General features: G+C 43.5%; 13 protein-coding genes. 11 read left to right on the top strand and 2 right to left on the bottom strand.

Annotated features, from left to right (window positions below; all coding sequences use genetic code 11):
• Positions 1–108: 108 nt before the first annotated feature.
• The 9 genes from DSL64_RS19020 to DSL64_RS18980 all read left to right on the top strand — a co-directional run bounded on the left by DSL64_RS19020 (position 109) and on the right by DSL64_RS18980 (position 19,688).
• Positions 109–3,435 carry a SusC/RagA family TonB-linked outer membrane protein gene (locus tag DSL64_RS19020; protein ID WP_229217145.1) on the top strand — a complete coding sequence of 1,109 codons (3,327 nt, stop codon included), beginning with the start codon at positions 109–111 and terminating at the stop codon, positions 3,433–3,435.
• Positions 3,436–3,453: 18 nt separating this feature from the next.
• A complete protein-coding gene (locus DSL64_RS19015) occupies positions 3,454–5,160 on the top strand; it encodes a SusD/RagB family nutrient-binding outer membrane lipoprotein (protein ID WP_115832508.1) in 1,707 nt (568 codons plus the stop codon).
• Positions 5,161–5,455: 295 nt separating this feature from the next.
• Positions 5,456–8,902 (top strand): SusC/RagA family TonB-linked outer membrane protein, encoded by a 3,447-nt coding sequence (locus DSL64_RS19010; protein ID WP_115832507.1) that lies wholly within the window; start codon positions 5,456–5,458, stop codon positions 8,900–8,902.
• A 28-nt stretch (positions 8,903–8,930) separates the two neighbouring features.
• Positions 8,931–10,565, top strand: a complete 1,635-nt coding sequence (locus tag DSL64_RS19005) for a SusD/RagB family nutrient-binding outer membrane lipoprotein (protein WP_115832506.1) — start codon at positions 8,931–8,933, stop codon at positions 10,563–10,565.
• A gap of 170 nt (positions 10,566–10,735) precedes the next feature.
• Positions 10,736–12,094, top strand: a complete 1,359-nt coding sequence (locus tag DSL64_RS19000) for a PhoPQ-activated pathogenicity-related family protein (RefSeq protein WP_115832552.1) — start codon at positions 10,736–10,738, stop codon at positions 12,092–12,094.
• 46 nt (positions 12,095–12,140) lie between these two features.
• A complete protein-coding gene (locus DSL64_RS18995; RefSeq protein ID WP_115832505.1) occupies positions 12,141–13,919 on the top strand; it encodes a purple acid phosphatase family protein in 1,779 nt (592 codons plus the stop codon).
• A gap of 371 nt (positions 13,920–14,290) precedes the next feature.
• Complete coding sequence (locus DSL64_RS18990; RefSeq protein ID WP_115832504.1) at positions 14,291–17,449, top strand: SusC/RagA family TonB-linked outer membrane protein; 3,159 nt, start codon at positions 14,291–14,293, stop codon at positions 17,447–17,449.
• A 20-nt stretch (positions 17,450–17,469) separates the two neighbouring features.
• Positions 17,470–19,110 (top strand): SusD/RagB family nutrient-binding outer membrane lipoprotein, encoded by a 1,641-nt coding sequence (locus DSL64_RS18985; RefSeq protein WP_115832503.1) that lies wholly within the window; start codon positions 17,470–17,472, stop codon positions 19,108–19,110.
• Between the two features lie 11 nt (positions 19,111–19,121).
• Positions 19,122–19,688 carry a hypothetical protein gene (locus DSL64_RS18980; RefSeq protein WP_115832502.1) on the top strand — a complete coding sequence of 189 codons (567 nt, stop codon included), beginning with the start codon at positions 19,122–19,124 and terminating at the stop codon, positions 19,686–19,688.
• Positions 19,689–19,752: 64 nt separating this feature from the next.
• Here DSL64_RS18980 and DSL64_RS18975 read toward each other — a convergent pair whose 3' ends face one another.
• On the bottom strand, positions 19,753–21,036 hold the full coding sequence (locus DSL64_RS18975) for a hypothetical protein (protein ID WP_115832501.1): 1,284 nt from the start codon (positions 21,034–21,036) through the stop codon (positions 19,753–19,755).
• Positions 21,037–21,158: 122 nt separating this feature from the next.
• Here DSL64_RS18975 and DSL64_RS18970 point away from each other — a divergent pair, with 122 nt between their 5' ends.
• Entirely contained in the window at positions 21,159–22,382 is a 1,224-nt protein-coding gene (locus DSL64_RS18970; RefSeq protein ID WP_115832500.1) for a DegT/DnrJ/EryC1/StrS family aminotransferase, read from the top strand.
• 7 nt (positions 22,383–22,389) lie between these two features.
• On the opposite strand, the gene DSL64_RS18965 is transcribed toward DSL64_RS18970, so the two are convergent.
• Complete coding sequence (locus tag DSL64_RS18965) at positions 22,390–22,848, bottom strand: DUF1569 domain-containing protein (RefSeq protein ID WP_115832499.1); 459 nt, start codon at positions 22,846–22,848, stop codon at positions 22,390–22,392.
• Between the two features lie 324 nt (positions 22,849–23,172).
• Here DSL64_RS18965 and DSL64_RS18960 point away from each other — a divergent pair, with 324 nt between their 5' ends.
• A complete protein-coding gene (locus tag DSL64_RS18960) occupies positions 23,173–23,679 on the top strand; it encodes a GbsR/MarR family transcriptional regulator (RefSeq protein WP_115832498.1) in 507 nt (168 codons plus the stop codon).
• Positions 23,680–23,697 lie beyond the last annotated feature (18 nt).

Raw genomic sequence — 23,697 nt, 5'->3', positions numbered from 1 at the left:
AAACTATGGATCTAAACACTACTACAATCGCCTTATTACCACAAAGGCAGCTATGAATATTCTATCTAATATCCCTCAATTAGTATTTATCAATTATTCAGAAGAACTATGAACTCAATCTTACTCAGAAAAATCGCCATGCGATGTTTTCTTGTAATGGTAGCACCTGCCGGAATGGTAGTGCCCGCTATTGCAGGAAACGTTGGTAATCATGCCAGGGCAGTAGCGCGTATCACGGGGAAAGTTACTTCGGCAGTTGACGGCTCGTCGATGCCGGGCGTGAACGTACTCGTAAAAGGAACGCAGACAGGGACGACAACCGATGCAAACGGTAATTATACACTTGATGTTTCGGGTACAGATGTAACACTTGTGTTTTCCTATATTGGTTTTAATAGTATAGAAGTAAAAGCAGGAAGCAAAGCGGAGATTGATGTAACCATGCAGGAAGATGTTGCCACTTTGAACGAAGCGGTGGTTACTGCACTAGGCATCAGCCGTGAGAAAAAATCGCTGGGTTATTCTGTAGGGACTGTGAATGGAAAAGATATTGTGAATGTACCGCAGGAAAACGTAGTGAATGCACTTGCTGGTCGCGTGGCAGGGGTTGCTATTAACCAAACCAGTGGCGCGGGATCGTCGGTAAGTATTGTGATCCGTGGTGCAAAATCCTTGAGTAACGACAATCAGCCTCTGTTTGTAATTGATGGGGTTCCGGTTTCCAACGCACTCAATAATTTGCGCCAGATGGGAGATCGGAATAACGTAGATTATGGAAACGTAATATCCGATATTAATCCGGACGATGTGGAAAGTATGTCAGTTCTGAAAGGGCCAAGTGCAGCAGCCCTATATGGTTCACGTGCTGGTAATGGGGTCATCCTGATCACAACAAAAAGTGGTAAAAAAGGGAAAGGCTTAGGCGTATCTTTCTCAACAAGTAATGTGTTCGAGAAGCCTTACGAATATCTTGATCTGCATTATAAATATGCGAACGGAGATCGTAACAATGCATTAAGTGAAGCATCCAGCTATTGGGGTGGACCTCAGCTGGATGTGGGTAATACAGCAGTACAATGGAATAGTCCTGTAGATGCAAACGGAAATAAAATAGCAACAGAACTACGCTCCTATAAGGACAATATGAAGAACTTTCTGCAAACAGGGATTACTTCTACCAATAACGTAGCAATCTCAGGTTCTACAGATAGAGCAACTTATCGTGTCTCTTACAATTTAATGAACAATAAAGGATTGATTCCTAATTCGGACCTGAAAAGAAACTCATTGGCGGCCAGTGCAACTTATGAAGCACACAAGAAGTTAAAACTTAGTACAAACCTTAACTTCATTCGTTCTAATTCGAATAATCGCCCCTCTACGGCAAACAGAGGTGCGAACCCTCTGCAGGCAGCTTATCTATGGTCACATATTGATATTCGTGAGCTAAGAGATTACTGGAAGCCGGGTGCCGAAGATGTAGCACAAAGGTCTCCGACTGCAGAGGATAACCCATACTTTCTGGCTTATGGTATCAACAATGGATTTACGCGCGATCGTGCTTTTGGTAATGTGAAACTGGACTGGGAAATTTTACCGGAACTCACTGCTTTTGCAAGAGTCTCACATGACATATTTACAGAAAATCGTGAAACTAAAATTCCTAAGAGCTATAGCCGTGTCAGAAACGGAGGATATTACAATCAGAATTTTTCACGGCAGGAAACGAATACAGACTTTTTGATAACATATAAGAAAAAAGTTCAGGATGTTGATTTCAGTGTATCGGGTGGTGGAAACATCCTAAGGCAGTCGGGAAGAGATTTTTATAATGGAGGAAGCGTTCTTACTGAGCCAGGTGTTTATAGAGTAAGTAACATTCCGTCAGGTAGTCTTGTCTATACTAATTATACTGATAAGAAAGAGGTCTACAGTATATATGGAACAGGATCTGTAGGTTACAAAAATATGCTTTATCTGGATGTAACAGCGCGTAACGACTGGTCGAGTACATTTTCAAGAGAAAACAGATCTTACTTTTATCCGTCGGCATCTTTAAGCTGGTTGGCAAATTATACGTTCAGTCTTCCTGAAGAAATCTCTTTACTCAAACTGAGAGCAGGTTGGGCACAGGTAGGTAATGACGCAAGTCCTTATCAAAGGGTACAAACTTTAGGTACAGGATCTTACGGAAACCTGGTAGTAGGAAATATTCCTGCCAATCTGCTGAGTCCGAATCTAAAACCTGAAATTGCGACATCTCAGGAATATGGAATAGATTTTGGCTTGTTTGATAACAGATTGAGATTTGAAGGTACTTACTACTATACTGAAAATAAAAATCAGCTTCTTGACATAACAACCGCGGCGTCTTCTGGGTATACAAGTCAAAAAACAAATGCCGGCTTACTAGCCAGTCGTGGGTTTGAAATAATGCTCGGTGTGAGTCCGATCAGAGAAAGAAATGGATGGAATCTTGATGCGACTTTCAATTTTACAAGAAACCGTACAAAGATCAAAGCTCTAACACCTCAGACGGATTTTTATACATTATGGGATGATAATGGTGGAGGAGCATTTACATGGGTTGGTGAAGATATCGGAAACCTGTATAGCCGTGGATATAAAAAAGTAGATGATCCTAATTCTCCATACTATAAATGGCCAATCCTAGATCCGAGTGATGGCCAGTGGACAGAATCGAATGACAGAAAGGATCGTGAAAAGGTAGGGAATTTTAATCCCAATTTTATGATGGGGATGCAACTGAATCTTTCCTACAAACGATTTAATCTTGCTGCAAGCTTTGATTGGCGTGCGGGTGGTCAGTTCCAATCTGCCACCTACCGTTATATGGAATCGGATTGGAGAAGCCAGCGTCAGTTGGACAACCTTATTCCGGGAGGAAATTACTCCACAGACGAACTGGTTGCATTGTTGAAGTCAGATCCGGAAAAGTATATCATTCCAAAGAATGGAAACTTCCCACGTGTGGGTGGCCATACCAAGGAAACGGGTGGTATGCCTTTCGATGGAGCTAATGATGGAGGTTTTGTACCGGGTGTGTTACCTATTTATGATGCTGACAAAAATATCATAGGCTATACTGAACATCTTGGCGGACCCGGTACTGTAATAGCTCCGATAACAGATGGATATCCCTGGAGCTTTGCAAAACAGTATACTTTTGATGCATCATTTATTAAACTGAGAGAAATATCTTTGGGATACAGCATCCCGAATATCGGACCATTCCGTAATGCTACAGTTTCAGTATTTAGCCGTAACATTATGTTGTGGACGGCAGCTAAGATCGGAATTGATCCTGAAAGAGCGTTTCAGGCAGATAATGGTAAGTTCAGACAAGGTATAGAGTTGCAGAACGTATTGCCGTGGACGATGCCAGTAGGATTTAAGGTAAGCTTCAATCTATAATAGCCAAACTTTTAAGAGATGAATATTCTAAAATTAATACCCAAATATACATTAGTGATCGGCCTGGCGATGATGTCGTCATGTAACGATCGGCTCGATGAGGTGAACATCAACCCTAATGGACTGGACCTTTCGAAAGCAAATCCAAATTTGCTGATGCCGACAGTGATGACCAGCGCGGCAATGGAATACCTTAAGCTTGGTTACGGAGATGTAGGAGGCGTTGCTCAGCATATACAACATGATGGTTGGCACGAAGGAGTAAATTCGTATGGCTGGGGACCGCAGGACTGGACTGCCTGGTATAATATGCTGAGAAATAACCAGCTTATGCTGGAAAGAGCCACCACAATTGATTCTAAATTTCACATGGGTGTTGCTTTAACCATGAAAGCTTTTGTTTTCGGTACAATAACCGACTTGTGGGGTGATGCGCCATATACGGCGGCAATTACAGGAGCTAAGGTGGATGGTACAGTTACGCCTGTTTATGATAGTCAGGAAGTTATCTACAGAGGCATTATTGAAGATTTAAAACAGGCTTCAGCTCACTTTGCAACAAAGGATAATTCGGCATATCTTACGAATTACGATGTATACTATGCTGGGGATGCTTCCAAATGGCAAAAATTTGCTAACAGTTTGTTGCTGAGATACTATATGCGTATTTCAGCCAAGCTGCCTGATGTAGCAAAAGCAGGAATCGAAAGTATATACAGTTCTGGAATTTATATTAAGTTGCCTTCGGAAGACGCTGTTATGAACTATTTGGGAACTACGGCAGACTTATCCTGGCCTGGAGCTATACAATGGGATGCTCAGCAGACTAACTTCCGGAGAATAAAGCCAGCTCAAACACTTGTAAGTAAACTGCTTTCAAACAATGATCCACGGCTCACCGTATGGATAGCACCTGTCCATTGTCAATGGGTAGCAGATGAATCGCTGACAGTTCCATTAGATGAATTTATTCGTAAAGACGGAGTAATACAGACAGGGATTGTAAGCTTGACAGACATTCAATACCAGACTCAGATTAAAGCCGGAGCGAAATTTACCCGTCATTATAATCCTAAATTATATACAGGAACAGGTACTGACGCTATTAATACAGGACTTTACGTAGGTATTCCTGCCGGTATGAGACAGCCGGATTTCTATAACCGTAACCCAACTACAGGTCAGGTTGTACAAAATCAGCACGTATCTCAATTGGCAGACGTATACCGGGGAAGCACAGGAGGTATACTGAAAGCAAGATTAATGTCAGCTTCTGAAACATCGTTTATTTTGGCGGAAGCGGCTCAAAAGGGCTGGACTGCAGGAACTGCGAAAGAGCATTACGAAAATGGTATCAAAAACTCATTAACTACATGGGGAATTGAAAGTAAGTATGCTGCTTACATCGCTGAAAAAAATGTAGCATTCAATAATTCACTGGCGCAAATTATTGATCAGAAATGGATTGCAAGCTGGACTGTTGGTACAGAAGCTTGGTTTGATTTTCGTCGTACGGGATTACCTGCGCTCGTAGCAGGTAATGCTTCTACTGAAAATGTGCTCCCTGTTCGTTTTAATTACGGCGACAATGAGCTCAATTTCAATGGGTCAAATGCTGATGCGGCAATAAATAAGCTGGAAGTGACATCTCATTCGGGACTGAGAGGAAAAAACAGCCAATGGTCCAAGCCGTGGTTGGTACAGGGAACGGGTAAACCCTGGTAATTCAAATAGTTAGTATGTTTTTTTAACTGGCACGCCGAATCACGGCGTGCCAGTTTTTTTATGTAAGCAGTAGTACATTATCGTGAAATAATAGTAATAAGTAAAGTGCTTGCAAGTTTGAATTCTCACCGGATTCAATCCGGTTTTTTTACAGTCGCATAATAGTATGCATACATAACAAAAGCATAATATAAGGAAGTAGGCTCAATAGAACTTCAGAGAGTAAAACTGGTATTGAAATACATCATCAATCAATTTACCAACTACAATAATCGCTCACTTTTAACTTCACTATATGAGATCACCCGCTACAAACTTTATCAGGCAGATTCCCGGCATTGTTCTGGTTTCTGCGCTGCTCGTTGCTCCTGTTTCCGCTTTACCTCTGAACACAACGAAAATTGGCTTACAAAAAAACGTGCTCGACAGAACGGTTACCGGAACTGTAACCTCTAAATCGGATAACATCGGTATGCCCGGTGTAAATGTTATTCTGAAAGGGACACAAAGAGGAACCACCACCGACGCAGAAGGCAGATATAGTATAGACGTACCAGACGGGAATGCAACGCTTATTTTCTCATTCGTGGGCTACCAGGCATCTGAGGCTGCTGTTGGTAACCGCAGTGTAGTGGATGCTTCACTTGCCGTCAGCAGTGAAAACCTGAATGAGGTTGTGGTAACGGCTTTGGGGATCAAAAGAGAAGAACGCTCGCTGGGTTATAACGTGGGGAAGGTTGAGGGTAAGGAGATGACAAAGGTAGTTCAGGAAAATGTGCTGAACTCAATTTCAGGTAGAATTGCTGGTGTAACTGTTAATGCAACAGGCGGAACAGGTTCTTCCGTGAGTATGGTGATTCGCGGTGCTACTTCCCTGAACAGCGACAATCAGCCACTTTTTGTAATAGATGGTGTGCCTATTGCCAACACCCTGAACAACGTGAGCCAGATCGGTAATAACAACCGTGTGGATTATGGGAATGCGATATCTGGTTTAAATCCTGAGGATATTGAGAATATTTCTGTGCTCAAAGGACCCAGTGCAGCGGCATTGTACGGTTCCCGTGCAGGAAACGGGGTCGTGTTGATCACTACTAAAAGCGGTGCCAAAAATAAAAAAATGACCGTTTCAGTTAATTCAAGTACTGTTTTTGACAAACCCTATCGTTTTCTGAAATGGCAGACGCAGTTTGGATCAGGGCAGTTTTCAGGTATTCCTGCTGACATTTCAGGCAATCCGTACAGCAATCCATTTGGTAAAATTGTTGATGAGAGCGTGGGAGCAACAGGTGGAGGTGCACTGGATAAAGGTTATAAGGAAATCCAATGGAACAGTCCGGTTGGTGCCGACGGTAAGAAAATACCTTTAGAGCTGGTGTCGCATCCCAATAATGCCGAAAACTTTCTGCAAACAGGTGTTACTACTACGAGTAATGTAGCTATCGCCAATAATACGGATTTGATAACGTATAGAATCTCGTATAACAACATGCGTAACAAGGGAATTATCCCCAATACTGACCTGTTCCGCAATACATTAAACCTGAACGTTTCAACCAAAGTGCATGAGAAAGTGAGATTAAGTACAAACCTTGATCTCAGCAGAAATAACTCGAATAACCGGCCGTCAGGAAATACAGGAAGCAATCCGCTGGAAGCCGTATATGAGCTTTCTCCGCATATAGATGTGCGTGACTTGCAGCAATACTGGATGCCGGGGCAGGAAGGTCTGCAACAGCGTACGCCTTATAATGGTGTTTTCAATAACCCTTATTTTCTCTCAAAAGAAATCAAAAACAGCTTTGTAAGAGACCGCGTTTTCGGGAATATTAAGGCTGACTATCAGATCACTCCAAAACTTAGTCTGATGGGTAGAGTAGCGCTGGATACTTATAATGAACAGCGTGAATCTAAAATTGCAACCAGCTATGTGAGCGATCCCAGAGGTGCTTATGGTCTGATCGGAATTAAAGGACTTGAAACCAATACGGATTTCCTGGCTACGCTGAAGGAAGATATTAAAGATTTTAGCTTTTCCATTTCCGCAGGTGGTAACTATCGTTACCAGACGGGATCAAGTGTTACGAATACTACCAAAGGTGGTACAGGGCTAATCGTTCCGGGTGTTTACACACTTCAGAATATCCTGCCTGATAATCTGAATTATTCAAGTAGCTTATCCAAAAGAGGAATATACAGCGTATATGGTCTCGCCAACATTGGATTTAAGGACATGGTGTTTCTGGATGTAACTGCCAGAAACGATTGGTCGAGTACTTTACCCAAAGGGAATAATTCCTATTTCTATCCTTCTGCTTCGTTGAGTGTACTGGTGAGCGAAATGTTGCCGGATATCAATGCGCTGAGTCTTTTCAAATTCAGGGGAGGTGTAGCACAGGTAGGTAATGACGCTTCTCCGTATCAGCTTGAAACAACATTAGCCAACGCAGGAACTTGGGGTTCTATTCCACGTTTATCGGTTCCGAATAACTTGCTGATCAATAATTTGAAACCTGAGATTGCTACTTCTTATGAAGCAGGCGTTGATCTGAATCTTTTTCAGAACAGATTGAGAATGTCGGGAACTTACTATGTGGTGGAAAACAGGAATCAGATTTTAAGTACCAAATTGCCGCCTTCGTCAGGGTATATTGGTAAGAATATCAATGCCGGATTATTGGTAAGTAAAGGTGTAGAGTTTTCACTTGGAGGAACGCCCATTCAGACTGAAAACCTGAGATGGGACATCAATACGAACATTTCCAGAAACCGTACCCGCATTATGGAACTGGCTGATGATATTCCGTATTTCACATTGTGGTCGGATGCTAAAGGTGGTGCATGGACTTACGTAGGTGAAGAAATTGGTGATATATATGATGCGAAGCTTGTGACTGTTACGGATCAGTCGTCTCCCTATTACGGATATCCTTTGCTCGACAGAAATGGAAAATGGCAGTCTGTTGATGCTATTCAATCCAAAAATAAGATCGGGAATTTCAACCCGAAGTTTATCATGGGTATGCAGACCTCGCTCACTTACAAGGGAGTAAGCCTGAGCCTGTCGTTCGATTGGCGAAATGGTGGTGATTTTGTGTCTCAAACCTACCGCTATGGTGAGGAACATATGCGGTCACAGCTTTTCCTGGATAAGCTCATCAACCCGAATGGCATGAGCGGAGATGAACTTGAAAACTATCTGATTGCAAATCAGGAAACAATGATCAAAGTAAACGGGGGCAATTTCCCTGTAGTGGGCGGGCCTACACCCGACTACGGAAGTTTTCCTGTAAAATACAGCGGGATACCGCTTCCTCACGGTGGTGCCTTTGTGCCGGGCGTAATTGCCAATTACGATGCTGCCGGAAATCTGACGGGCTATACCAAAAATCTGGGTGGCTCAGGGACAGTATACCAACCAATCGCAGGTTTGACGACCTGGTCATTTACGAAACCATTTACTTACGATGCTTCTTTTATCAAACTGCGTGAAGTGGCGGTTGGCTATGAACTGCCGACGAGATGGGTGAAGAGAATTGGTTTACAAAATGCAAATGTGTCGGTGTACAGCCGCAATATCATGCTCTGGACCGCAGCCAGGATTGGGATTGATCCTGAGACGGCTTTCCAGGTTGAGTCGGGTGTGCAGGGCAACGGGATGCAGTTTAAGCAAGGAATTGAAAGGTACAATGTAACGCCCTGGGTAATGCCTGTAGGGTTTAAAGTTGGTCTTACATTCTAATACAAAAGCACATTAAAATTGATTGTTTATGAATCGTTTACATATAAAATCTATTGTTATCGCGATTGTCGGAATTTTCGTGGCTTCCTCGTGCAACGACATCACCGACCTGAATGATAACCCGAATGGAGTGAATCCGCTCACAGCTAATCCGAGTCTGGTGCTTTCGACAGTACTGACCGAAACCGGTCGTGCAATTGTGAATCTGGGTTATCAGGATGCTGCAGGTATTGTACAGCATACACAAAAGGACGGCTGGAGTGGTGGTCATAATGACTATGAGTGGAATCAGGAAAACAGCTGGTCGGGCTATTATGATATCCTTCGTAATAACCAGTACGTGTACGACCGGTCTGTGGAGCTTAATTACGAAATGCATCAGGGAATAGCACTGGTGATGAAATCGATGATTTTCGGATTGATCACAGATTTGTGGGGCGATGCACCGTACACAAATGCTTTAAAGGCCGCCGAAGGAGGAGCAGAGAATACCTTCCCCGCTTTTGATGCTCAGGAGAATATCTATACAGGAATTTTGAATGATCTGGAAAAAGCCAATGTGCTTCTTTCTAAAAATGCTTCGGAATATGCTGCAGTTGGAAGTGCTGATGTCTACTACCAGGGCAATCCTGCTAAATGGAGAAAGCTGGCGAATTCATTGAAGCTTCGCTATTACATGCGTTTGTCTGCCAAAAAACCTGATTTTGCCAAAGCGGGCATAGAGGCTATTGTCGCCAATCCTACCCAATACCCGATTATCACCGCAGCTGCGGACGATGCTTCCATGGCTTATGCAGGAAATAGTGCTTCGGACTCGTGGCCTGGAGCAGTTCGTTTCGATCCGGATTCCAGCAACTACCGCAGGATAAAAATGTGTGACACTTTCGTGAAATACCTGCAGGCTGTAAAGGATCCGCGTTTGGGTGTATTTGCAAACAAAGTGCAGATTCCATTGGTGGTGGATGCTACCTTGCCAGCCGGAACTGACCGGATCACAGGTGGGAAACGTTATCTGTCTCCGGACAAGGTTGCGGGTACAATTAATACTGATCCTGAATATGTAGGATTACCTGTGGCATTGTTGGGAGGGGCTTCGTATAACATGAGTCCTACCGCAGCGCAAGGCGCGCGCAACCCACACGTGTCGTGGGTAAACAGTATGTACATGCAGCCTACAGGAGCTATGCTGAGAGCAAGAATTATGTCAGCTTCGGAAGTGAATTTCATACTGGCTGAGGCTGCACAAAAAGGATGGGCTGCGGGTAATGCTGAAACAAACTATAAAGCCGCCATTCAGGCATCTTTTACAACCTGGGGTACAACTACAGCTTTGGCAGCCTATATGGCTCAGCCGCTTGTAGCCTACAACGGAACTTTGAAGCAGATCATTGAACAAAAATGGATTGCCAGCTGGACTTCCGCTTCCGAAGCCTGGTTTGACTACCGCAGAACAGGTTTCCCGGAAATGAAAACAGGTCCACAAAGCAAAAGAGCTGCATTGCCGCTGCGTTTTTACTATATGCTTGATGAGCGTAATCTGAACAAAGCCAATGCAGACGCAGCCATCGGTAAACTGGAAGTGACCAGGTATTCTGAAGCGGATGGTAAGAACAGTGCCTGGTCTAAACCCTGGTTATTGCAGGGGACTACCAAGCCCTGGTAGGTGATCCGGTCTGCGCAAACCGGGTCTGCGCGACCCGGTCTGCACGACGCAGTCGGGCTGAACGGTTGGGACGACTTCTCGCTTAACCGTTCAGCCTTCAATCTTTTTTAATTTAATAACAACCTCTAATCGTTCAGCCTCGCGCAGCGATGCAGACCGGATTTCAGCCCATGATAACAAAAACTAAAAACCTCGCAATGATCTTGTTGCTATCTGTAGCGACACACTGTTTCAATCTGCAAGCGCAGATAATCACGCCACAAAATGCTTTGGAAAGCTATCTGAATAATGGCGACAAGAGCATGAAATGGGAGTTGAAGGATGAATACGTCAAAGACAATCAGACGATTTACAACATCCTGCTTACTTCTCAGAAGTGGCGTGAGTTTACCTGGACGCACCAGTTGACTGTTATAGTTCCAAAGGAAAACAAGCATAATGCCGCATTGCTTTTTATCACCGGAGGTTCTAATCAGGATGAAATGCCAAAATGGAACAGCAAAAAGGACGATAAGCTTATTGCCTCACTCGCAGGTATCGCCGCTGCCAATGAGGCTATTGTTGTTCAGCTCAGGCAAACTCCTAATCAGCCTTTCTTCGGAGATCTTACGGAAGATGCACTTATTTCTTACACGCTTCATCATTGGAAAAAGGACAAGGATTACAGCTGGCCACTATTGTTTCCGATGGTGAAAAGTGCTGTTCGCGCCATGGATGTTGTACAGGCATTCTCGAAAGAGAAGCTTAACCACGAGGTAAAAGAATTTGTTGTTTCAGGTGCATCCAAGAGAGGTTGGACGACCTGGTTGACTGGTGCCAGCGATAAGCGGGTATCCGCAATAGCTCCCATGGTGATTGATATACTGAACATGCCGGTCAGTCTCGATTATCAGATCAAATCCTGGGGCGATTACAGCATTCAGATTGAGGATTATGTGAAGTTGGGTATTCCACAATCTACGGGTTCTGCGGATGGAGAGGCAATAACCGCCATGATTGATCCTTATTCATACAGATCAAAACTGACGATGCCGAAACTGATTTTCATGGGAACGAACGATGAATATTGGGTAGTGGACAATGTCAAAAATTATCTGAAAAATATTCCGGGAGAAAACAGTTTACATTATGTACCTAATGCGGGGCATGACCTTGGCGGCGGACAACAGGCCATGGAGGCTTTGAGTGCTTTTTACGGATCAACCATTAATAAAACACCATTTACTGTTTGCGATTGGAAGCAATCTGTAGAGAAAAAAAATATACGGCTGGATATTAAAGCGACGTCAGATGCACTGGTGGATGTGATTTTATGGTCGGCTACTTCTCCTGACCAGGATCTGAGAAATGACCAGTGGACAAGCCGTAGTCTGGGTATCAAAAATAAATCGAACATTAAGGTGGTTGAGCCTTTTCCGAAGTCAGGTTTTAAGGCGATGTATGTCGATTTAAAATATAAAAATAAGGCTGGGGCGACTTATACAGAGAGTACCAGGGTTTTTCTGGCTAATGAAAATGAGGTTTTGTGATTTTGCTTTCAGTAGTCCCTTTATTCCATAAAGAAGTATTCAAAGCATGAAACATATAACCCTGCTTTTTAAATACAGCCTCGTTTTTTTAGTTTGCCTTTCCTGCAACAAGAAGACCTCACCAGTAGAAGGAACCGTAAAGGATGTGATTGATAATGCTGTTACGCGGCTTTACAAGCAATTGTCAGCAGCTGAACTTGATACGATTTCGGATGCATATATTCGCGGATTTCTGAGTCCGGAGGAGAAGCAGGTCCTTGCTACTAAATTCTGGACATTTGATGTGAATGTGCCGGTGACTGTTTCGCTGATGCGCGATACCGCTCAGAAAATAGTGCCTTTCTGGATAGAAGAGAGCGGATTCAAAAAGACAGATATGTTTGTCAAAAATGAAGAATATACCTACGAGGTATGGCAACGCAGTTTTGATAAAGGAATAGTTGGCTTGGGTATTAATGGTTTTGATAAACATCGTCCTGTTTATTTTATCAGTGTAGCGCCACAAAAGAAGGAGGATAGTCTTCAGGTTTCAAATGTATATCCGGCAGAATATAACCTGTCTGTTATGCAGAAAGGGGCTTTCACCTATCATGATTGGGATGGATTGGTATTAACCGTTGTGCCTGCTGAACTTACAGGACAAGTTTTGTTCACAACCGTTCGTGGACGCGCACGTGAAGCACATCTCACAGGTGCTTTCAGAAAAACGAATACACCATCGTCCGACAAGCCCGATCAGTTATTGCTAACCTGGAGTGCCGATCCAAAAACTACTGTGAATGTACAGTGGAGAACAGGTATGGATGTGAAAGAAGGCATCGCTAAATATTGGAAAGTAGGTGGAAGTGATACACTCACCACTGTTGCTGATGTATTTGAAATGGAAGACAGACTGCTTCAGAATGACCGGTATGTCAAAAGGTTCACGGCCAGATTAACAGGACTGACACCGGGTGCCGAATACGGGTATAACGTTGGGGCAAAGGGCGGAAGCTGGTCAGAAGTTGAGCGTTTTCGTACAGAGTCCGACAAACAAAAGGATTTCTCATTCATCTGGTTTGGTGATACGCATTATTCCAAAATATGGGGTGATATGGCTCAAAAGGCATTTAACAGACATCCCGACGCAGCCTTTTATTCAATAGCAGGAGATTTGGTTTCAACTGGTTTGCATCGCAATGAATGGGACGAACTCTGGAATCATTCCGGTGGTGTGTTCAGTAAACGTCCTTTGATGCCTGTGCCGGGTAATCACGACAGTCAGGATGGATTAGGTGCCTGGATGTATCAGGAAATGTTCAGTCTCCCTGAAAATGGTCCCGACAAGTTGCCGAAAGAAATGACTTATAGTTTTGTATACGGAGATGCACAGTTTTTGATGATCGACGGTACATTACCAGTAAAAGCGCAAACAGCCTGGATTGAAAATCAGCTGAAGAACAGCAAGTCGAAATGGAAGTTCGCGATGTTCCATTTTCCACCTTACAATTTCGTGGAGCCTTACGAGGAGATTATGAGTGAATGGTGCTCACTGTTCGATAAATACCACGTTGATATGGTAATGAGCGGGCACATGCATTATTACCTTCGAACCAAACCTATGTTTGCAGGTAAGGCTGTTGACAAAGCGTCGAAAGGTACCATTTATACCATGTCCATCAGTATTCCGGGCAAGCAGGACGAATGGCCGGATGAAGATTATGCCATAGTTCGTTATCCGGACGGACCGCTCTACCAGCACATTGTAATCAGAGATAATAAACTTTTCTATCGGTCACTCGACCCGGATGGTAAAGTTAAAGATGAACTGATCATCGAAAAGTAAAGGCGGCGAATTTTGTAATTCAATTGAAGGGTAAGCAGTCATGTAGGATTGCTTACCCTTCTTCTTTTTTTGGGATTTTAAAAGTGTATCGCAATAAAATGTAAACATCACAATAACAGTTACTTATTGTATTTTTTTAATCAGTAAACATACAGTTACTATTATACATAAATGTCAATTTTAGTAGAATATTATTCTTGATAAATTGATTAATGTAGAATAAATTATATTTACTAAAGTTAAAGTCAATATAAAATTTTGAGTTGATAATTCTGATTTATAATTGGCTAATTTTTGAAGGCTTCAGGCAGATTAAGGTTCCTATTATTGCATAACGGTTATTTAAAGCCAGGAACCTAACTATCAATTTCATGCGAAAAAATCTACTGCTAAGCCTCCTCATGGTGTGCTCTTGCTGGCTGACGGTGTTTGCCCAGCAAAAGAAGGTGACAGGGAAAGTCACCTCCGCAGACGACGGGAGCGATCTGCCCGGAGTGTCTATTATCGTGAAGGGTACCAGTGTGGGAACCAACACGGGTGCCGACGGAAGCTATTCTGTTGATGTACCTTCAGGATCAACTACTTTAATTTTCAGTTTCGTGGGAAGTGCAACCCAGGAGGTGAACATCGGATCGCGGTCAGTGATTGATGTGAAGCTGGTAAACGACACCAAAAGTTTGCAGGAGGTGGTAGTAACGGCACAGGGTATCGCGAGAGAAAAGCGTGCGCTGGGTTATGCCATTGCCAATGTAGACAAGAAATTGATTGAAGACAGACCTCAGTCTGATATCGGTCGTACGCTACAGGGCAAAATCCCGGGTGTAAATATTACTTCTACTTCAGGGGTATCGGGAACCGGAACCAATATTGTAATTCGTGGATATTCTTCTATTACGGGTTCTAATCAGCCACTGTTTGTGGTTGACGGTGTTCCTTTTAACTCTAATACCAACTCTCGTGGCGGATTTACGGGTGGCGGTCAATCGGCATCCAGCCGTTTTCTTGATCTTGATCCAAACAGTATTGAAAACATCAGCGTACTGAAAGGTTTGGCTGCTACTGTGCTTTATGGTGACCAGGGAAGAAACGGTGTGATATTGGTGACCACTAAAAATGGTTCGCAAAAGAACCGGCCTACAGAGGTTTCTATTGCACAGTCTGTTTTTACAAATCAGGCGCACCTACCCAGCTATACGGATGTATATGCAGGTGGATTCAACCAGGCAGTGGGTTATTTCTTTAGCAACTGGGGACCGCGTTTTGATGAGGTTCCTGCCGGTTCACAATTACACCCGTTTACCTACCTGACGAATACGTCTTTGAAAAATGCTTTTCCTGAATTGGTGGGAACTGTATATGATTTTCGTCCTTACTCAGACAACGTTGAGAAATTTTTCCGTAAAGGTTTAATTTCTAATTCATCCCTGAATATATCAGGTGGTGGTGAAAAGGTGAGTTACAATGCTTCTGTGGGCTACAATAATGAGCAGGGATATATACCAGGTAACAACCTGAAAAAGCTGAATATCGGTATGGGTATCAATGCTCAGCTCACCAAAAAAATCAGTTTGATTACCTCTTTCAGCTTTGCCAATACGGATCAGGTTTCACCTCCTCTGAACGCCGGGCAGGGAAACAATACTTTGGGGGGCTTTCCTTCTATTATGGCCAACGTGATGTATACTCCTTTGAGTGTGGATCTGTGGGGAATGCCGTTTGAAAGTCCGATAGATAACAGAAGTGTTTACTTCCGTAGTGGCAATGACATTCCTAACCCACGCTGGATGCTGAAATACTACAGCAATACTGGTAAAGTGAATCGTTTGTTCAATTCAACTTCGCTTCGTGCCGAGCTGACCAAAGATCTGACTTTGTTGTACCGTGTCGGATTGGACACTTATTCTGAAAATCAGGAATACAAGTACAACAAAGGCGGTGTGGATTTTGTGAATGGCTGGTATAGCACCAATGATATCAGCAATACCATCTGGGACAATAGTGTGATCCTGTCATACAATAAGAATGTAAGTGAAAAACTCAGTTTCTCAGGAAAAATAGGAGGTAACCTTCGTAACGACAGATTCCGCAATGTAGCTACGACCAGTGAAAACCAGCTGGCTTTTGGTCTGATGCGTCATTCTAACTTCATTACAAGTACTGCGTCTAATAATGAAATAGAAGAAACCAGAATGGGAGTCTACGGAGAAATTACTGCAGATGTGAGTAACTATTTGTTCCTTAACGTAGCGGGTCGTCATGATTGGACGTCTACTGTAGAGAAAGAAAACCGTACCATTTTCTATCCATCTGGTAGTGTTTCTTTTGTACCGACTTCTGCAATTCCTGCATTGGAATCCAGTGTGCTGAATTTCCTTAAACTCAGAGCCGGTGTAGGTACTTCTGCTGGTTTTCCAAGTCCATACCGTACCAGAAATATCCTGAATCAGGTAGCAAGAGGATTCGTAGACAGATCGGGAACGGTATCATCCACACACTCTGTGAGCGATATTTTGGGTAACCCAAATCTGAAACCTGAACTGCTTACGGAATATGAGTTTGGTGTGGAAGCGAAGTTGTTCAACAATAAAATCGGGGCAGATTTTACAATCTATCGCCGCGATACACGTAACCTGATTACCAACACGCCATTGGATCCTTCTACGGGATACACATCCACAACCATTAACGTTGGGAAGCTGCGTAACGATGGTATAGAACTAGGTCTTACTGCTACTCCGATCTCCGGCGAACGTTTCAGCTGGGATATGAACCTGAACTACACCCGCAATAAACCTTTGGTGAAAGAATTAGGTCAGGGTTTGGATGAGGTACAGGTAACTGGTTTTGGTGGAGGTTTGGGTAATTATGCCATTCCGGGTGAACCCTTCAATATTATCAAAGGAACTGCTATTCGCCGTGACGAGAATGGTAATCCGATCATAGCAAGTAATGGATATTTGCTACAGGAAGCTTCTCCGCGTATTTTGGGAGATCCTAATCCTGCCTTTACTTCTGCATTGATCAATACTTTCAACTATAGAGGATTCAGCTTGTCAGTGATGATGGAGTACCGCCACGGAGGTGCCATGTATTCCACAACGGCGGGTTCGCTATTGGGTCGTGGTCTTACGAAGGATCTGGATATTGACCGTTCTCAGGGTTACATCTTCCCTGGTGTAACGCAGGAGGGAAATCCTAATACTACGCAGATCACTTCTTCAAACGTGTACTTCGATAACTATTATTTCTTCGGAGATGAAGGGCGTATGTACGATGGTTCGACGATCCGTTTGCGCGAAGCTTCACTTTCGTATTCTATTCCAAAATCCTTGTTGGCTAAAACTCCTTTCAAATCAGTATCGCTTTCTTTCTCAGGAAACAACCTGTGGTACAAAGCGCTATACTTTGAAAAACACCTGAACTTCGATACGGATAACCTGGGTCTTGGAGTAGGTAATGGTCTTGGCTTCGAGTTCCTGACTGGTCCGAGTTCAAGAAGACTGGGTGGAACGCTGAGAGTATCATTTTAACAGCAACTTACTGAATCATTATGATAAGGAAATTTAAATTCATGTGTCTCGCAATGTTTGCATTGTGCGTCACGTCCTGTAAGCTCGACTTGCTGGATAATCCCAATGAGGTAACCACAAGCAATACGGATGTCAACTTTTTGCTGAACCGTATTCAATTGAACTACGCAACGTTCTTCAACAGTACTTCGGATATCGGAATGCGCCTTACGAGGATGCTCAATCAGGGATCTGCTTTGTACGAAAATGCCTACGCACCGGGTGGAGGTGATGGCTTATGGACTAATTCGTATGCTAACATTTTGATCGACATACAGACTTTGCTCCCGCTGGCTGAATCCTCGAACCTGAATATGCACGCAGGAATTGCACGTGTGATCCGCGGATATACACTGGCAACACTTGTAGATTACTACGGAGATGTTCCGTTGTCGGAAGCGCTCAATTCTTCAAACTTTAATCCTGGTCTGGATGGTGCCGTTACGGTATACTCTGCGGCGATGAAAGATATTGATGATGCAATTGTGAACTTTGGCACTACTTCTGCTGCAACACCTAACGATTTTTTCTATGGTGGAAATGCTGACAGCTGGACACGGGCAGCTAAAACAATCAAGTTGAAACTGCTCTTTACAAAGCGACTTACAGATAATACGGTTGCAGCTTCTATCAATACTTTGATTGCAGAAGACAAACTGATCAAAGACGGAACACAGAATTTTACATTCAAATTCGGTACTTCCCTATCCAATCCCGATAGCCGTCACCCACGTTATGGAAGCCAATACTCACCAACAGGTGGCGGAGATTATCAGGCGAATTTTTACATGTGGCACCTGTATGCCGGCAAAGGTTTCCCTGACCCACGCATTCGTTTCTACATGTACCGCCAGGTGCTCACCAACACAACGACTACCAATGAGTTGAGCTGTATCAACAACCAGAAGCCGGCGCATTACGCTAATGATATGGTATTCTGTGTGCCTACATCGGTGGGTTACTGGGGACGCGATCATTTGAGTAACGAAGGTATACCACCAGATGGATTGAAGCGTACGGCATGGGGATTGTATCCTGCGGGAGGTTTGTATGACAATGATGCCGGTCGTCCGGTAGGACAGGGTGTAGGTGCAGGTGGTGGCGGTATTCACCCGATCATGATGTCATCTTTTGTAGACTTTATGCTTGCTGAGTCGGCTTTGGCGATCAGCACGACGGGTAATCCGAAGACTTTGCTCGAATCTGCGATACGCAAATCCATGTCCGATGTAAGAAGTTTTGCTACTTCTACGATTGAGAATGCATCAATCACCGCTTTTGAAACAAGCAAATCAATCGTGTGGGCACAGGAAGTAAATCAGTATGTAACAAGGGTTTTGTCGCTCTACGATGCTGCGGCTACCAATGATGCAAAACTGGATGTGATTGCGCGTGAATACTGGCTGGCACTTTATGGAAACGGTATAGAAGCTTACAACATGTATCGCCGTACCGGAAAACCATCCAAAATGCAGCCTGCTCTGGAGGCAAGCCCTGGTGCGTTTGTACGCTCTCTGTACTATCCTGCAGCTGTTGTAAACAGAAACAATGCGATTACGCAAAAGAGCAGTATTGCTCAGCCGGTATTCTGGGATAGCAATCCTGCAACACTGACTTTTTAACCTTGATCTATATGAAAAAGATACTTATAGCATTCATGTTGTTGGGGATAATGTCCTGCAAAACTGAATTGATTGATAAAATAGACGTTTTCTCTTTGGAAACAGGTGCATATATGCGCACAGTGGCTCCGTGGCCCCTGAATGTGGCAAATGGCGTTGTGTATTCGAAGGCTGCGCTGGCAGCAGGAAGTGTAAAAATGACTCTGGAAGCTGTGGATCCACAGAAGGGATCGCTTTTTAGCGCCTACGACCTGACTGTAAGATTTGTAGACAACACGACCGCCAACGGTAATTCATCAAAACCGTACGCTGCACTGGACTCTTACCCTGCATCCAGTTTCACAAAGGATGTTGTTACGGGATATCCACGCAGGGAAATGACATTGACAGCAAGTGAATTGATGTCTAAACTGGGGCTAACCGCAGCGGATGTTGCTGCTGGTGATGTTTTTGAGGTGCATGCAGTAATGAAGCTTGCTGATGGCCGTAGTTTTACCGACACGAACTCGGGTTCGGAGATAAAAGGAGGAGCATATTACAAGTCGCCATTTTTCTACCGGATTACCGTGAATCCCTGATTTTATAATACCTCATACTTGTATTTTGTTAAATCGTCCCGGTTGTTTACCGGGGCGATTTTTTTTAGAATCTTGTCTGACTATATGCGAGGTCTTCGTGCGAACTGATAGCAACGGCCGTAAATAGTGCAATTACAATCAGGATAAAGATGAAATTGGTAATCCACCTTTTGATATCAATTCGTTTAGGAGAAAAATCAGGATGAAGCTTGCTGATAAGAACAGAGAGAGCCACAATATTGACCAGATACAAATACTGCTCGATTCTGTAGAAACTCAGATACGCACCGGTGATGAGTATACTGAAAACAGCATAAAGTGTGAGATGGCTGACAAGAAACCTGAAAATGTCATGATAGGAGATAGAAATTAAATCTGATTTTTGTTTTTTGAAAAAATAATAAAACCAGTAGCCGGCAGCTGCAATAAGTAAGAGGAATGAACCCCATTGCGAGAAGGATGTGAGCGTGTGAATATCGAACAATCCTTCAATCGACGTCAGTATATTACCAATACGCTTTGTTGAAAAACTCTGTTCCCAAACCCATAATGGAACTACTAAGAGAAGTATCCCAAGTGGAACGATCAGTTTGTGTTTGTGTACGTCCTGCCTGCCTTCGGGCCATTGCGCAGTGAATGTGCCGTAAGCCATCCCCGCTCCTCCGAAGAAACCGATGGAATATTCCATCACATTCCAGAAATTGAAATGAATCCCTGATACCGATCCCATTACCTGTAGGAAGTTTCCAAACGAAAAACCGAAACCGGCTCCTAATCCCGAAAAAATGGTCACCCGAATGGCGCCAAATTGCTGATGACGAAACATATACCAGAACATAGCAGCCACCATACCCACACATGCTGCCCATGCCTCGGATCGTGGGGGCGTCATGAGCCAGCCTAATTCTTCGGTAAACAGATAGTAAAATACGACCGAACCAGCCGTTATTTCTGTCAGTAATCTGTGCCATTTTACAGGTTTGGATGGCTGATCGGCCAAAGTAAGTCCGAATAAGCCACCTCCAAGTAAGCCGAACAGACTTCCGATTACGAACAACATCAGAAATCCGTAATATGCATTGGTAAAATCAGTCGATCTCCCATAGCCCACTACAATGCCATAACTGATGATTCCACCAATTCCCCAGCCAGCGGCAGAGGCCAGTGCAAGGGGAAAAACTTTTGCATACCAATCAGCCCTTCGGGCAAGCAATACTATCACAATGGCGATGATGCTACCTGCCCATGCAGCACCATACGTATGACCGAAATGACCACGTATCGCCCAAGCCGTACCGAGAGATATACCAGCGATAGCCAGGGAGTAGAGCAATTGTTTGTTTCTCATGCTAAGCTATTTTGAGTATTACTAGCGCTGATACCAATTGGACTATGTCCGAGGTGATTACATAGTCTTAAATCGTTTTTATTCAGTAGTATATCAAGGTTAATATTGATTTTGATAGCGATATGAAACAGCAACTGGCGATTAACGGAGGACATAAAACTGTACAAAAGCAGTTTCCCTGGCCGATCTATGACGAGCATGAAGTAGCAGCTGTGGCCGGGATTGTCAGGAGTGGGAAATGGGGTAATCCTGATTGTGGGGATGCTGTAGAGAAGTTCGAAAAAGAATTTGCAGTTTACTGTGGTTCAAAATATGCAATTACGTGTGTGAATGGCTCCGTATCGCTGCGCCTGGCTCTGATCGCATGTGGTGTGAAACCTGGTGACGAAGTGATTGTTCCTCCGTACACATTTATTACGACGGCTTCATCGGTTATTGAGTGTAACTGTGTTCCCGTATTCGTGGATATTGATCCGGAAACTTACAATATTCATCCCAAAGCCATTGAATCGGCCATCACGGAACGAACCAAAGCGATTATTGTTGTTCATTTTGGAGGTTTGGCCTGTGATATGGATGCTATTATGGATATTGCCCGGAGGTACAACCTGCGGGTTATCGAAGATGCAGCCCATGCGCATAGTGCAGAGTACAAGGGGCAAAAATTGGGATCAATCGGAGATGTAGGAAGTTTCAGTTTTCAGTCTTCCAAAAACCTGACAGCGGGTGAAGGAGGTATCGTGATTACAAACAATGATGAGTTGTACGCCATGATGCGATCGCTCAGGAACGTAGGCAGGGTAGAGGGCGGTCAGTGGTACGACCATTACAATCCGGGTTGTAACTACAGGATTACCCAAATGCAGGCTGTATTGCTTTCTTGCCAGCTGAAACGTCTGGCAGAGCAGACAAGCCGCAGGAATGAAAACGGATTGTTTTTAGATCAACTGCTCAGCGATATAAAAGGGATAACTCCTTTGAGACGCGATGCAACCATTACCAAACACAGCTATCACATTTACATTTTTAAATACGATGCTTCCGAATTCGGAGGTTTAAGTAAAGAAAAATTTGCTGACATGCTGGCGGCTGAAGGTGTACCCTGCTTCAAAGGATATCCGCATCCGCTTTATAAGCAGCCTCTTTTTCAGAATAAAAACTTTATGTGTTATGCTATTCCTGATGATGTTGATTACATGACCATCCATTGTCCGGTCGCGGAACTGGCATGTGCTACAGAAGCCGTCTGGATTTTGCAGCATGCAATGCTCGGCGAACGTGAAGATATGATTGCTTTTGCTGAAGCTGTCAGGAAGATTCAGAGTGCGATGAAAGCAGATTTATAAATCGATTTTACACTCCAAACTGATTCAAATGATGATCCAGATGTTTGTAGAACATATTGTTCCATTCGGTAACATTCAGCGGGCCGAAGGAATGGGATTCTTTGCCATCGAAATGGGCTTCTCCAAGTTCCTGCGTTTTGGAAATGTAGGTAATTAGTCTGTTTTTTTCTTTTTCAAAATCCCGGGAATCAGAGATCAGGAATGCAGGGGCGGTGCGGGAATTACGCGGATATGGCGCTTCATTAACAACCATCTTTTTTACAAATGACTTCAACATCAGCCGCATCAGAAAATTGGGTTTCGGATGTTTAGTTTCATAAACCATCTCATAGGTCACACAGCAATGAGCCAGCATTTGCGCTACTTCCATTTTGCCCCACAAAGGCTGCGTTTGAGCAGTAAGTTTGTTGATCCGGTTGATTACTCCGTCAGAAACAGGTTTGGTGAAGATGTTGGCCAGTGCCATAATTGAGTTTGATTTTATGTTGATAAAAGCGGGAATGATCAGGTGCTAAATGTAGTGAAATATTTATTTCCTCAGGATTATATATTGTTCCAACACGTTCATTTAGAATTGATTTTGAATTTTTTATCTGAATACAAATTGCTAAGCTAAGCAAGCTCTCTCGGGCTTCAACATGAATAACCCCCGGGCCGATGCCCGGGGAAGAGGAAACAATCTTTATTATGGCAACCCCGGTAGGGGTTGAACAGACAGAAGAAAGAAAAGTGGTCTAAAAATAAACTTTCAATAATTATTGAAAGTTTAAAAACTTAATTACATTTGTTCATGGAATTGACTGAAGCAAAGCAAAAATTCATAGAAGCCTGGGGCAAATTGGGTTCGGAGTGGGGGATCAACCGCACAATGGCTCAGATCCATGCTTTGCTTTTAATTTCACCGGATGCACTCACGACGGAAGAAATTATGGAAACGCTGAGTATTTCAAGAGGAAACGCTAACATGACGCTGCGCGACCTGATTGGCTGGGGGTTGATCGAAAAACAACATAAAGCAGGGGAGCGGAAAGAATATTTTTATGCTGATAAAGACACCTGGAATATTGCCAGGCAGGTTGCAAAGGAAAGACGTAAGCGTGAACTGGATCCTGTTTTGAAGGTTCTGGATGAGATAAGCAAGGTAGAAGGAGATCCTAAAGATCCTGAGTTTGCCACGTTCACGAAATCTGTAGGAGATATCAATAAGCTTGCCAGGAATGTAGATAAAACGTTGGACACCATGCTGAAGGCTGAAGAAAGCTGGTTTTGGGGCTCTATTTTCAAAATGTTTAAGTAGTAACTATTTTTTTGATTA

The organism is Dyadobacter luteus (assembly GCF_003383615.1).
Lineage (GTDB): Bacteria > Bacteroidota > Bacteroidia > Cytophagales > Spirosomataceae > Dyadobacter > Dyadobacter luteus.
The sequence above is the reverse complement of the archived record's forward strand: the minus strand, read 5'-3'. Positions and strand labels throughout refer to the sequence as shown.

What these genes read in the sequence shown, in the direction of transcription:
- DSL64_RS19020 (WP_229217145.1), top strand. Translation starts at nt 109, where the DNA reads ATGAACTCAATCTTACTCAGAAAAATCGCCATGCGATGTTTTCTTGTA.
- DSL64_RS19015 (WP_115832508.1), top strand. Translation starts at nt 3,454, where the DNA reads ATGAATATTCTAAAATTAATACCCAAATATACATTAGTGATCGGCCTG.
- DSL64_RS19010 (WP_115832507.1), top strand. Translation starts at nt 5,456, where the DNA reads ATGAGATCACCCGCTACAAACTTTATCAGGCAGATTCCCGGCATTGTT.
- DSL64_RS19005 (WP_115832506.1), top strand. Translation starts at nt 8,931, where the DNA reads ATGAATCGTTTACATATAAAATCTATTGTTATCGCGATTGTCGGAATT.
- DSL64_RS19000 (WP_115832552.1), top strand. Translation starts at nt 10,736, where the DNA reads ATGATAACAAAAACTAAAAACCTCGCAATGATCTTGTTGCTATCTGTA.
- DSL64_RS18995 (WP_115832505.1), top strand. Translation starts at nt 12,141, where the DNA reads ATGAAACATATAACCCTGCTTTTTAAATACAGCCTCGTTTTTTTAGTT.
- DSL64_RS18990 (WP_115832504.1), top strand. Translation starts at nt 14,291, where the DNA reads ATGCGAAAAAATCTACTGCTAAGCCTCCTCATGGTGTGCTCTTGCTGG.
- DSL64_RS18985 (WP_115832503.1), top strand. Translation starts at nt 17,470, where the DNA reads ATGATAAGGAAATTTAAATTCATGTGTCTCGCAATGTTTGCATTGTGC.
- DSL64_RS18980 (WP_115832502.1), top strand. Translation starts at nt 19,122, where the DNA reads ATGAAAAAGATACTTATAGCATTCATGTTGTTGGGGATAATGTCCTGC.
- DSL64_RS18975 (WP_115832501.1), bottom strand. Translation starts at nt 21,036, where the DNA reads ATGAGAAACAAACAATTGCTCTACTCCCTGGCTATCGCTGGTATATCT.
- DSL64_RS18970 (WP_115832500.1), top strand. Translation starts at nt 21,159, where the DNA reads ATGAAACAGCAACTGGCGATTAACGGAGGACATAAAACTGTACAAAAG.
- DSL64_RS18965 (WP_115832499.1), bottom strand. Translation starts at nt 22,848, where the DNA reads ATGGCACTGGCCAACATCTTCACCAAACCTGTTTCTGACGGAGTAATC.
- DSL64_RS18960 (WP_115832498.1), top strand. Translation starts at nt 23,173, where the DNA reads ATGGAATTGACTGAAGCAAAGCAAAAATTCATAGAAGCCTGGGGCAAA.